Here is an 11,188-nt window from a genome sequence, read left to right as displayed (position 1 = left end):
CCGACGCGGAGCGTCGGTGACTGACGACAACGCGGCAGATGTGCGTGCCGGCCCCCGCGAGCCCGGCATGATCCAAACGAGAGGCCCTAGCCGCGCGGTACGGAACCGGCCTCAGGGCTCCGCGGTCCAGCCGTCCAGGGCCCGGTCGGCGAAGGCTCCGGCGACGGCCCGGCGGACCTCGCCCCGGCCGGCGGTGCCGTCCAGGTCGATGCGCAGGTCGATGCGGTCGGGGCCGACCGCGCGGGGGGTGCAGAGCCAGTGGGCGGGCAGCAGGCTCAGCAGGCGTACGACGGTGGTCTCGCCGGTCGCGGCGGTGCCGTCGCGGCGGACGGCGACCACATCGACATGCCCCGCGGCGTGCCCGGTGCCGTGCCCCGCGCCACACGTGGTGTCCCGCCCGGCGTGGTGCCCGGTGTCGCCCCGGCCGCTCATGCGCGGCCTCCTTCCGGCCGGACCCCGGCCCCTGTCGCGGCGCGCGGGCCGGCCGGGGCCAGGAGCCGTCGCGCGGCCGACGCCATCGCCGCGATTCCGGTGGGCAGGGCGGTACGGACGTCGGGGGCGAACTCCGGCGCGTGGTTCGGCGGCACCGGCGCCCCGCCGTCCCGGGCCCGGCGCCACGGCCCCGCCCCGGTGACCCCGAGGAGCCAGTAGACCGTCGGTACGCCCCCGGCGCCGAACCGGGCGAAGTCCTCGGTGGCGGTGAGCGGTGCGGTGCCGGTGACCCGGTGCGGGCCGAACAGCTCCTCGTGCGCCCGGCGCACCTCGGCGGTGGCGGCCGGGTCGGTCAGCAGGGCGGGTGAGCGGGCGGTGACGGTGATGCCGGGTTCCGCCGGGCAGCCGGACGCCGCGCACTCGGCCCGGACGATCCGCAGGACCGCGTCCACCATCCCGTCCACGGCCGGTTCGGTCAGGGCGCGCACGCAGAGCGAGAGCTGCGCGGTGTCCGGGACAACGTTGCCGGGGCCTCCGGCCCGGAACGCGCCGACGGTGAGCACCGGGTGCTCGGCCGGGGCGGTCTGCCGGGTGACGGCGGAATGGAGCCGCAGCACCGTCGCCGCCGCCGTCAGGACCGGGTCCACGGCCAGGTGCGGGGTGCCCGCGTGGCCGCCGCGCCCGTGCACGGTGACCTCCACCGAGGCACCGGCCGCCATCAGGGGCGTACGGGGGTCCGCGGCGTGGGCGAGGGTGCCCGCGGGGGCGGGCGAGGTGTGCTGGGCGAGGACCACGTCCGGGGTGCCGAAGCGCTCGTACAGGCCGTCGGCCAGCATGTCCCGCGCCCCGGTCAGGGTCTCCTCGGCGGGCTGGCCCACGGCGAGGACGGTGCCCCGCCAGGCGGACCGGGTCCGGGCGAGCGTGTCCACCGCACCGGCGAGCGCGGCGAGGTGGAGGTCGTGGCCACAGGCGTGCATCACCCCGGGCACGGTGCTCGCGTAGGCCAGGCCGGTGCGTTCGGTGACCGGGAGGGCGTCGAGTTCGGCGCGGAGCATGACGGTGGGGCCGTCGCCGTTGCGCAGGACGCCGACGACTCCGTGGCCGCCCACGTTCCGGGTCACCGTGCAGCCGCTGGCCTCCAGCCGGGCGGCGAGCAGGGCGGCGGTGCGCCGCTCGGTACCGGGGAGTTCGGGGTGGGCGTGGACGTCCAGGCACAGCGCGAGGGCCGGGCGCAGGATCTCTCGCTCCACCACGGGCGGGGAGGGCATCTGCGGGGAAGGCACCTGCGAGGAGGACGCCTGCGAGGAGGACGCCTGCGGGGGGACTCCGGGCGGAGAGGGCGCCTGCGGGGAGGCTCCGGGCGGAGAGGGCTCGGGCGGAGAGGGCTCGGGCAGGGAAGGCGCGGGCGGGGACTGGGATGTCTCGCGCATGTCATCTCACCTCGTTCCGCTGGGCGGGCCGCATCAGCGTGCGCCGTCCCGGCTTCAGTAGTGCGGCGTTTCGCTGACAGGGGGTGTCAGCGGTCTGACAGTGAAACCGCTGCCGATCCGACAGCGGCCGGCGCTGGAATGAGCCTCGACGCAGGGGAACGGCGCCGGAGCAGCCGGTCCGTCCCCGGGAACCAAGGGAGAACACCATGGCCCCCAAGACCGAGCTCGCCGCCCTCGCCGACGAGATCCTGGAGCTGGAGTCGGAGACCTTCGAGATCTCGGACTACTCGGACGCCGCCGAGGTCGTGCTCGCCGGTTCCACGTCCTGCTCCTCGACCTCGACCTGCTCCAGCACCACCAGCACCACCTCCTGCTGCGCCTGACCGGTTCGCCGGTCGTCGTCCGCGGGGCCGCGGGCCCTCTCCGTGCCGTGAAGCACGCAGAGGGCCCGTCCGCCGTTTCCCGGGGCTCACGGGAAGGGGTGCGGAACCCGTTTGATCCCGGACTCCGGCAGGTCGTCCTCCCGTCGGCCGGCGGCCCGCAGCGCGGTGCGCAGCCGGGGCATCAGCAGGACGCGCTGCCGGGTCCAGCCGAAGTCCAGCGGCAGCAGTCCGGGGACGACGGTGGCGACCGTGTGCAGGCCCATGCGGCGCTGTTCGGGGGTGGTCTGGTCGACGGCGATGACGTCGTGCCCGGCGGCGGCGAGCCGGTCGCGCAGCAGGTTCAGATCGTCCAGCAGGTCCCCGGTGCGCGGGCGGTGGGGCTGCCAGTCGGCGAACGTGTCGGCCAGCGGGCGCACACCGACGGGTTCCAGGTACTCCCGGGCGTGGCGCGCCATGTCCGGCAGCCCGTAAAGCTGGGCGTGGTCCTTGAGCTGGCGTACGCGGCCGAAGTCGGTGGTCATGGCGGTGAGTTCGGCGTGCCGTTCGGCGACCTGGTACGGCAGGTGCGGGATGTAGGTGAGGACCTCGGAGAGCGCGGATTCGACGGTGGCCTCCGGGTCGAAACCGGCGGCGGCGGCGAACGACAGGGTGCCGTACCCGCCGTCCCGGCGTACCGCGAGGGCGGTGACGACGGGCACGCCGAGGTCCATCCGGGTGTCGAAGGCGTGGACGTCGTAGCCGTGCAGTCCGGCCCGGTCGGTCATGCTGCGGACGGCCGGGGAGCGGCAGGTGGTGAGGTCGATCGCGGTGAGCGGGGTCCTGCTGTGCCAGGCCAGCAGGAAGGCGTCCCGTTCGATCATCTCCAGCAGTCCGTAGAGGATCGCCTCCTCCAGGCTGCCGCCGGTGGCACAGCCGTTGGAGCATTCGAAGACGAAGTTGTCGGCCGCGACCCCGGCGCTGTAGTGGGCGAGCCGGGCGGGCACCAGGACGGGCCGGTCGTCGCGCAGGGAGTGGCCCCACACCCAGGGGATGGGGCGGTCGGGGTCGAACGGCGAGACCATCGGGTCGTTCTCGTAGGTCTCGGGGGCGTAGAGGCCGCAGTCCGCGGGGTTCACGGCGTGGTCGGCGACGCGGTGGTAGCTGTCCACGACGGGTGAGGTGCCGCGTCTGCGGGTGGTGCCCGCGTAGCGTTCCAGGCCCTCCAGGTGGGCGAGGAGGCGGCTGGTGGAGTAGCTGTTGGCCTGGCCGCTGAAGGTGACGTCGTTGAGTCCGGCGTAGCCGCGGACGAAGTGGGTTCCGGCGGCGGGGGCGGTGGTGGTGGACGTGGGGTTGATCCAGAGGTCCGAGCCGAGGGTGCCGCAGACCGGGTTGACGAGCGCGCCGGCCGGCAGCGGGTACGAGGACAGCGGCCGGAGCCGGTAGCCGTCGGGGCCGGGCTTCGGGGCCGGGCCGAGGCGCATGCGGGCGGCTTCGGCGGTGTCGGGGGTTTCCTGGACGCAGGCGGGGCAGAGCGGTTCGGGCAGGATCGGGAAGGTCGCGGTGGCGAGGGTGACCAGGTCGATCCGGCTGACCCGGGGCAGGGCGTGGTCGGCGGGGGTGGCGTCGGGCAGGCCGTGGGCGCCGCCGCCGAGGGCCGCCCGGTAGAGGGTCCAGACGGCGTCGGCGGCGTAGGCGGTGAGGACCGGCCAGTGGGCGGCGCCGTTCGGCGGGTGGCCGAGTTCCAGTGCCTCGCGTTCGGAACGGCTGCGCAGCCGCTGCCAGCGCATGGCGAGGCACTGGCCGCAGGCGGTGGCGTCGGGCCCGCCGCCCCAGGGGCCGATCAGGACGGCGCGGGAGGTGAGCTGGACGTTGGCGGCCGGGCGGAGGTCCGCGTACGGGTCGGGGGCACCGTGGCCGAGGGTGTCGGCGGCGCCGAGCGGGACGACGAGCGGGACGGGCAGGGCGGCCGGGGCGGGCAGGTCGCGGTGGCGGCGGGCGAGTTCCGCGTGGAGGGCGGCGCGGGCCTCCTCCAGCGGGGTCTCTCCCCGGACCGGCGGCATGGGCGCGGCGGGCGCGGCGGGGGCCGTCGTCATGATTTGTCGCTCCAGCGGAAGGTCTTCATCGCGATCGCGCCCAGGACGACGGCGCATCCGGCGAGCACCACGCAGGCCAGGCCGATGTCGCCGTTGGTGCCGTTGCCGGTGAGGGAACTGGAGATCCCGTCGTTGAGATAGCGCAGCGGCAGCGCCCGGGAGAGGTTCTGCATCCAGCCCGGCATCGCGTCCAGCGGGAAGAACGAGCCGGACAGGAACGCCATGGGGATCATCAGGCAGTTGGCCACGGCGGCGACGGCCTCCGGGGTCTTGGCGTAGCTGCCGACGATGACGCCCAGGGCGAGGAACGCGGTGATGCCGAGGACCAGGACGGGCAGGGCGAGCGGCCAGCGCCCGTCCACCTCCAGGCCGAAGGCGGGCAGCATGGCGACGGCCACGAAGAGCACGGACTGGACGGCGCCGATGGCGAGCGCCAGAACGTACCGGGAGGCCAGGACGGCGGAGACCGGGGTCGGGGTCATCCGGATGAGGCGCAGGATGTCGTCGCGCCGCCACTGCATGAGGACGAAGCCGACGCCGAACACGGCGGCGTTGCCGACGCCCCAGGACAGGACGCCCGGGGCGATGTAGTTGATGTAGGGCCGTCCGCTCTCCTCGACGGTCTGCCCGTGGAAGATCAGGCCGAAGACGACGAGGAAGATGAGCGGGAAGGCGAAGGTGAAGAAGAGCGTGGTCTTGTCGCGCGTGTAGGCCCGGTATCCGGCCTGGCTCAGCGCCGCGTATGCGCTCATCGGGGGTCTCCGTATCACTTGCTGAAGTCTGTGCGGGGGGTCAGGAGGCGTCGGGGGCGCCGGTGAGCGCCAGGTAGACGTCCTCCAGGTCGGCGGTGCGCGTCTGTACGCCCCTGAGTCCGGCCAGGGCGTCGATCGCGGCGAGGACCTTTCCGGATTCGAGGGTCTCCAGCACGAGGGCGCCGGGCTCCTCGGTGACGGCGTCCACACCGTCGATGGCCCGTGCCTGTTCGGGGGTGATCCGGTCGTCGGGGACGACGAGACGGGTGGTGGGCGCGGCGGCGGCGATGAGGTGGGCGGGGCTGTCCAGGGCGACGACGGAGCCCTCGACCATGATCGCGACGCGGTCGCAGAGCGCTTCGGCCTCGTCCAGGTGGTGGGTGGTGTAGATGATGGTGCGGCCCTCGCCCTTGAGCGCGCGCAGCACCTGCCACAGGGCGCGCCGGGCCTGCGGGTCGAGGGCGGCGGTGGGCTCGTCCAGGAAGATCAGTTCGGGTTCGTGGACGAGAGCGGAGGCGATGGCCAGGCGCTGGCGCTGGCCGCCGGAGAGGTCGTCCACCCGGACCTCGCCCTGTTCGGTGAGCCCGACGGAGGCGAGCGCCCGGTCCGCCGCCGCGTGGTCCGTCCGGTAGAGCGCGGCCATGGTGCGCAGGTGCTCGCGGGCGGTGAGACGGACGAAGAACGCCGAGGTCTGGGTCTGTACGCCGAGCCGGGGCAGCAGCTTCGGGTCGCGCGGCCAGGGGCTGGTGCCGAGGATGGCGACGGTGCCGGAGTCGGCCTTGCGCTGGCCCTCCATGATCTCGACGAGGGTGGTCTTCCCGGCCCCGTTGGGTCCGAGCAGTCCGAAGAACTCGCCGCGCCGCACGGTGAAGGACACCCCGTCGACGGCGTGCCGCCCACCGTAGGACTTGCGTACGGCGTCGAGGACGACGGCGGCGGGGGCGGACCGGTCGCCGTCCGGCTCTGCCTGGCCGCCCGGGGAGGCGGAGGGGGCGGTGGGGGTCATGGAACTCTCCTTGCGAGGGGCGGGGCGGCGGGAGCCGGGCGGCAGGGGCCGGGCGGTGATCAGGCGGTGGGCGGTGGGGGTCAGGCGGCGGAAGGTGGTGATCAGGTGGCGGGCGGCGGGGATCGGACGGCGGAAGGTGGGGTCAGGTGGTGATCAGGCGGTGGGCGGCGGCCACCACGGCGGCGGCGATGGCGACGAGCGCCAGCACCGCCCCGAGCCCGTAGACGCGGTACGCGGTCCGGGCCCGGCGCGGGTAGTCGGCCGCGGCCGGGTCGCGGCGGGCGGCCAGCCGCAGGTAGGCGAGGGTCGAGGCGGCCAGTTCGGTGGCCCCGCACAGCTGGCTCGCGATCCGGTAGCCGTCCAGCGGCGGGAGGGGTACGAGCATGGCCAGCGCCTGCACGCTGCCCAGGAGCAGCAGCGCGCCGAGCGCGCCGTGCGTGGCGGTGTCCAGGGGGGCGAACAGCCACAGCGCGCAGAACGGGAGCAGGAACAGGAGGTTCATCACCGCACCGGCCACCGCTGTCTGGATGCGCTGCCAACGGGTGCCGAGATAGAGGTAGTTGTCGACGGTGCAGTACATGATGATCACGGGCAGCCGCCAGCGCAGTCCGATTTCGGCCACGGTGCCGCCATGGTGCCGGGCGACCACCCCGTGGGCGAGTTCGTGCAGTGCGGTGCTGAACCAAAGGAGTGTGGCGGCGCCCATGAGGAGCACCGGATTGGTGAACAACTCCCGTGTCACATCGAGGAGTTCACCGATCCGGACCGCGATCAGCACCTCCATGGCCAGCACCAGGGCCACCAGCGGGACCATCCAGCCGGGCGTCAGCAGGAAGCGGACCAGCCGGTGCAGACGGCCGGTGGTGGCGTCGGCGTCGGCGACCAGCCGGATGCTCCCCCGCAGCAGCCCGCGCTCCGGCTCCGGCGCGGGAGCGTCGGGGGCGGGCGCCGGAGCGGGCGCCCCGGCGAGCAGTCCGCGGGTACCGAGCATCCGCAGGATCTGCTGCCAGCGGGTGCCGTCCAGCCTGCGCCCGTACTCCTTCGCGTACTCCTCGCCGATCTCGGCCAGGCTGCGGCTGCCGTCCATCCGGGCGATCAGGAAGTGTTCCTTGGGCCCGACCCTGAAGGAGCCGCCCCCAGCGGTGTCCTTGACCAGGTGGACCGTCGCCGCGCCCTGGAGCAGGGCGTCGCTCAGCAGGACCTGGGGCCCGAGCTCAGGCCGGTACCCGGCGAGGCCCGGGGCGGACCCGGGCGGGGTGGCGCTCATCCCGGCTCCCGCAGCGCGCGGCCGAGGACGTGCGAGAGGTACGCCTCGTCCCGGATCGTCACATGCAGCCGGTTGTTGGTCATGTGCATGTACGGGGAGAGGAGCAGCGGCAGTGAGACCGCCGGGTCGGTGACGCGTTCGTCGCGCTCCCCGTCCCAGGAGCGGAACACCAGATCACCGTCGCGGCTGAGCCTGACCGCGCGTTCGCGCAGTTCGGCGCAGTGTTCGGCCCACCCGGCGAGGAAGCCCGGCAGCCGCGCCGCCTCCCCGGCACCCTCCCCCGCGTCCGCCGTGGCCGTGGCGGCGCGGACGCGGGCGAAGCGGGCGGCCAGTCCGGGCGCCATGGCGGCGTAGTTGCGGTCGTACTCGTCGCTGCCGATGAACCCGGTGCCGGGGAACGCCTTGTGCCAGAACTCGTAGTAGCTGTCCAGGTAGTCGGCGAGTTCGGTGCGGCCGGGGAGGAACGCGGCGGACATCACCATCATCAGCTGCGCGGAGGTGCCGAGGAGCACGGTCCGCAGGTGCAGGTTCTTCGTCCGGAACGCGTCGATGACCAGGTCGCTGGAGTGCCGGAAGTGCCATTCGGCCAGCTCGATCCCGGCCGGGCCGCCGTACTTGCCGTACTCCGGCTCGTACGGATGGGCGCTGCGCGAGTTGTTGGGGCGCAGCCGCATCCGGCCCTGGTCGTCGGTGTAGTGGCCGCGTTCGGCACCGGGGAACTCGATGTCGAACAGGGTGTTGTAGAACTCGTTGAGGAAGCCGGAGTCCACCTCGTACAGGGCGGGGCGTTCGGCGAGGAACGTGTCGACCGCCGCTTCCGTGCGGCGCCGGACCTCGGCCTCGGCGCCGGGGGACACGGGCTTGATCCGCAGCCGTACGTGCGGACCCTCCAGCCAGTAGTTGATGAAGAAGTAGCCGTCGATCAGGCCGTCCGCCTCCAGCTCCTCGATCAGCGGACGGACGCACTGCGTCAGCATGGGGCGGGGGTTGGCGGCGTAGAAGATGTGCGTGGCCTGCCAGGCCCCGGCGGTGGTGGCGGCCTGCTGTGCGGGTGGCGCCGTGCTCATGACGGGTCGGTCCTTTCGGCGGGGGCGGGGGTCTCGACGGGAGCGGCGGTCTCCACCGCGAGTTCGGCGACGTGGTGGCCCCGGCCGGAGACGGTGTGCAGACCGTCCTCGTCGGGGAGCATCTCCCGGAACACCACGCGCGCCTCCGCCGTCTTGATCAGGGCCTCGAACGCGCCCAGCGAGAGCGTGCTGTCGAAGTCGAGGTACGAGGGCTTGGCGCCGGTCGCGCCCCGCGCCCCGCTGTCGGAGACCGTCGCGAAGACCCGGTCCGGCAGCCCGTGGGCCCGGCGGAACGCCTGCCAGCCCAGGAACCACGCGTCGTCCGGGCTCCCCGGCCCCCGCAGCGGCAGGACGGCGGCGGGCGCGCTCCAGCTGCGCCGGGCGAGCACCACGCTGCCGTGCCGGACCCGTGGCCGCGTGGTGACCCCGCCGGCGGACACGCCCTCGGGCACACCGCCCCACACGTTCAGCGGGGACATCGAGGTGGGCGAGAGCAGGAGCAGGGTGCGGGGCAGCTCGGGCAGGGCGAGCGGGACGAGGTAGCCGAGGTAGACCGGCACGACCTCCTTGCCGAGCCGGGCGGAGCGCAGCACGAGCCGGTCCGCGTCGCGGTCGTGGACGAGGTGGAGGTCGTCCAGGTGGATGCGGTTCTCCTCGGGCAGCGTGCCGCGTTCGCCGGGGCAGACGATCTCGTACCCGGTGAGGCGGCCGTGCAGGTTGAGGTTGCTGGTGACGGGCCCGCCGGTGACCTCGGCGAGGACGGCGCCCTCGGGCAGCAGGTCGGCGGTGGCGGCGAGGAGCTGTTCGTCGAGTCCGTCGAAGAGGTGGGTGAACCTGCTGAACGGGAAGGACACCCCGCCGTAGGAGCGGTTGAGCACGACGAGCGGGTCGCCGGGCCGGTCGGCGATCTGTACGTGGTGCGCGAGCGGGGTGAACCCGGCCCGCAGGGTGTCGAGTCCGGCGGCGACCTCGGCCAGCAGTTCACCGTCGACCTGGATCTCGGTGACGCCGTCCGGGCCGGTCTCCCAGGCCGCCCACAGGGCGCGCATCCGCTCGACGAAGGTCTGCCGGGCGGTGTCCAGGGCCTTGAGCTGCGGCAGCCCCAGCCAGTTCTCCTCGGGGACGTAGTCGCCGTCCGCGTCGAAGGTGGTGCGCTTGGCGGTGAACGACATGTACTGGTCGAAGAAGTCCTCGTGGAAGTCGTGGACCAGCTTCAGCAGGTCGTCACAGCGACCGCCCTGCCCGTAGCGGGCCAGGAAGAAGCCCTGGAACGTGACGCGCTGCGGCAGGGTCAGGTCGAACGCGGGCAGGACGCGCTCCACCGCCCCCAGCGGTGCGGCGGCGAGCCGTTCCCAGGCGGCGGCGGAGAGTTCGGTGTGCCGCCCGGCCGCCACGTCCTCGTACAGCAGGGTCTGCGGGATGCGGGCCTGCGCGCCCAGCTCCTCCTCCTGGAGGGTGCGCAGCGTGGTCCTCAGCTCGCCCAGCAGGGCCCGGCGTTCGGCGGGGCCCGCGTCGGCGAACCGGTCGATGCCGGACGCCGGGTCCGCCAGGCGCCCGGCGAGCTGGTCGGCCCAGGGTCGGCCGAGGAGGCGCAGCGAGTCCTGGAGGGCGCGCAGCGGGTCGGTGTCGTGGACCTCGGTGCGCAGGCACGGCACCTGCACCATGCCGATGTCCAGCAGCGCCTGGAGGTAGTGGGCGCACTCCTCGGGCTCCGCGCCCCGGTCCGTCGCCAGCCAGTCGGCCAGTTCCCCGTACCGGAGGGTGCCGCGTTCCTCGAAGAGGCCGAGGAGGCGTTCCAGGGTGCCGCTGCGGCGCAGGAAGAACAGCCGGTCCTTCACCGCGTCGAAGGTGACGGCGGTGTCCTCCTCGCCCTGGGTGACCCAGCGGCGGACGTAACGGACCCGGTCGTCGTCGCGGCCCCAGCCGGAGGCGGGGGCGACCGGCAGATCGGCCCGGCGCACCGGGTCGGCGACCACGGCCTCGGTGAGCCGGCCGATCGCGGCGACGTTCAGCCGCAGCCGTCCGTCCCAGGTGTCCTCGACCCGGGCCCGCAGGTCCTCCCCCCGGCCGCCGTCCGTGAAGGTGCCGAGGGCGACCCCGGTGAAGGTGGAGAACGGGCTGGTCTTGCAGGCCGTGCGGTACAGGTACGAGAGCAGCGAGCGTTCGATCTTGCGCTGCTTCTTGTCCGGCGCGGCGGCGCCGGAGCGGATGTACGTGTCGAGCTGGGCGTCCAGGGCCGGGGAGGCGAGCAGCAGCGCCCGGCGCAGCCGCTCCTCCCCCGCCAGGGCGCGCAGATGGGCGCGGGCCCGGACGGTCTCCCCGGCGAGCAGGGCGGCGCCCGCGGCCCGCTGTTCCTCCAGGCGGTGCCGTCCGCCGAGCCAGGCGGTCAGCGCGTCACCGGCCTTTGCGCCTTCCGCCGTGCCGAGGCCGCGCATCAGGTGCAGGGCGCGGTCGGTGGCCGCGGGGCGGGGCAGCCGGTTGTTGAAGATGTCGCGGCGCAGCGCGAGCAGCGCGCGCCGCAGTGTCTCGTCCTCGCTGCCGCCGACCAGGTCGTGGATCAGGTCGGCGAGCCGTTCGCCGTCCGCGCGCACCTGCTCGGTGGCGTGCAGGACGTCGTCGGCCCAGCGGCGGCTGTCCGGGCAGCGCAGGCCCCGCACGCTGTCGAGCGGCAGCCCGGCGACCCGCAGCATGAAGCGGGGGCGGGTGACGGCCGCGGGAGCGGCGGTGGCCGGGTGGTCCGGCGTCATGACGGGGTCTCCCCTTCTCGTTCCGGTCGTGT

9 protein-coding genes are annotated in these 11,188 nt (G+C 74.0%); 1 reads left to right on the top strand and 8 read right to left on the bottom strand.

Annotation, left to right across the window (positions count from 1 at the left end):
• Positions 1–111: 111 nt before the first annotated feature.
• Entirely contained in the window at positions 112–432 is a 321-nt protein-coding gene (locus tag ACFVWY_RS21385; protein ID WP_389874665.1) for a hypothetical protein, read from the bottom strand.
• Positions 429–1,700, bottom strand: a complete 1,272-nt coding sequence (locus ACFVWY_RS21380) for an amidohydrolase (RefSeq protein ID WP_389874692.1) — start codon at positions 1,698–1,700, stop codon at positions 429–431. Before ACFVWY_RS21380 ends, ACFVWY_RS21385 begins: the two co-directional genes overlap by 4 nt.
• A gap of 368 nt (positions 1,701–2,068) precedes the next feature.
• Between ACFVWY_RS21380 and ACFVWY_RS21375 the strand changes: the two genes are divergently transcribed.
• Positions 2,069–2,245: a thiazolylpeptide-type bacteriocin gene (locus tag ACFVWY_RS21375; protein WP_352276917.1), complete on the top strand. Its 177-nt coding sequence runs from the start codon at positions 2,069–2,071 to the stop codon at positions 2,243–2,245.
• An 86-nt stretch (positions 2,246–2,331) separates the two neighbouring features.
• On the opposite strand, the gene ACFVWY_RS21370 is transcribed toward ACFVWY_RS21375, so the two are convergent.
• The 6 genes from ACFVWY_RS21370 to ACFVWY_RS21345 all read right to left on the bottom strand — a co-directional run bounded on the left by ACFVWY_RS21370 (position 2,332) and on the right by ACFVWY_RS21345 (position 11,156).
• A complete protein-coding gene (locus tag ACFVWY_RS21370; protein WP_389874662.1) occupies positions 2,332–4,317 on the bottom strand; it encodes a TOMM precursor leader peptide-binding protein in 1,986 nt (661 codons plus the stop codon).
• Complete coding sequence (locus ACFVWY_RS21365) at positions 4,314–5,069, bottom strand: ABC transporter permease (RefSeq protein WP_389874659.1); 756 nt, start codon at positions 5,067–5,069, stop codon at positions 4,314–4,316. Before ACFVWY_RS21365 ends, ACFVWY_RS21370 begins: the two co-directional genes overlap by 4 nt.
• A gap of 40 nt (positions 5,070–5,109) precedes the next feature.
• Positions 5,110–6,075: an ABC transporter ATP-binding protein gene (locus ACFVWY_RS21360; protein WP_389874656.1), complete on the bottom strand. Its 966-nt coding sequence runs from the start codon at positions 6,073–6,075 to the stop codon at positions 5,110–5,112.
• 142 nt (positions 6,076–6,217) lie between these two features.
• Complete coding sequence (locus tag ACFVWY_RS21355) at positions 6,218–7,342, bottom strand: M50 family metallopeptidase (protein WP_389874653.1); 1,125 nt, start codon at positions 7,340–7,342, stop codon at positions 6,218–6,220.
• Entirely contained in the window at positions 7,339–8,409 is a 1,071-nt protein-coding gene (locus tag ACFVWY_RS21350) for a lantibiotic dehydratase C-terminal domain-containing protein (protein WP_389874650.1), read from the bottom strand. The genes ACFVWY_RS21355 and ACFVWY_RS21350 overlap by 4 nt, the downstream gene beginning before the upstream one ends.
• Positions 8,406–11,156: a lantibiotic dehydratase gene (locus tag ACFVWY_RS21345; protein WP_389874648.1), complete on the bottom strand. Its 2,751-nt coding sequence runs from the start codon at positions 11,154–11,156 to the stop codon at positions 8,406–8,408. The genes ACFVWY_RS21350 and ACFVWY_RS21345 overlap by 4 nt, the downstream gene beginning before the upstream one ends.
• Between the last annotated feature and the right edge of the window lie 32 nt (positions 11,157–11,188).

Origin of the sequence: Streptomyces sp. NPDC058195, from assembly GCF_042883525.1 — a bacterium.
Lineage (GTDB): Bacteria > Actinomycetota > Actinomycetes > Streptomycetales > Streptomycetaceae > Streptomyces.
Note: the sequence above shows the minus strand (reverse complement) of the source record. Positions and strands in the feature narration are given on the sequence as shown.

What these genes read in the sequence shown, in the direction of transcription:
- ACFVWY_RS21355 (WP_389874653.1), bottom strand. Translation starts at nt 7,342, where the DNA reads ATGAGCGCCACCCCGCCCGGGTCCGCCCCGGGCCTCGCCGGGTACCGG.
- ACFVWY_RS21370 (WP_389874662.1), bottom strand. Translation starts at nt 4,317, where the DNA reads ATGACGACGGCCCCCGCCGCGCCCGCCGCGCCCATGCCGCCGGTCCGG.
- ACFVWY_RS21345 (WP_389874648.1), bottom strand. Translation starts at nt 11,156, where the DNA reads ATGACGCCGGACCACCCGGCCACCGCCGCTCCCGCGGCCGTCACCCGC.
- ACFVWY_RS21380 (WP_389874692.1), bottom strand. Translation starts at nt 1,700, where the DNA reads ATGCCCTCCCCGCCCGTGGTGGAGCGAGAGATCCTGCGCCCGGCCCTC.
- ACFVWY_RS21375 (WP_352276917.1), top strand. Translation starts at nt 2,069, where the DNA reads ATGGCCCCCAAGACCGAGCTCGCCGCCCTCGCCGACGAGATCCTGGAG.
- ACFVWY_RS21365 (WP_389874659.1), bottom strand. Translation starts at nt 5,069, where the DNA reads ATGAGCGCATACGCGGCGCTGAGCCAGGCCGGATACCGGGCCTACACG.
- ACFVWY_RS21385 (WP_389874665.1), bottom strand. Translation starts at nt 432, where the DNA reads ATGAGCGGCCGGGGCGACACCGGGCACCACGCCGGGCGGGACACCACG.
- ACFVWY_RS21350 (WP_389874650.1), bottom strand. Translation starts at nt 8,409, where the DNA reads ATGAGCACGGCGCCACCCGCACAGCAGGCCGCCACCACCGCCGGGGCC.
- ACFVWY_RS21360 (WP_389874656.1), bottom strand. Translation starts at nt 6,075, where the DNA reads ATGACCCCCACCGCCCCCTCCGCCTCCCCGGGCGGCCAGGCAGAGCCG.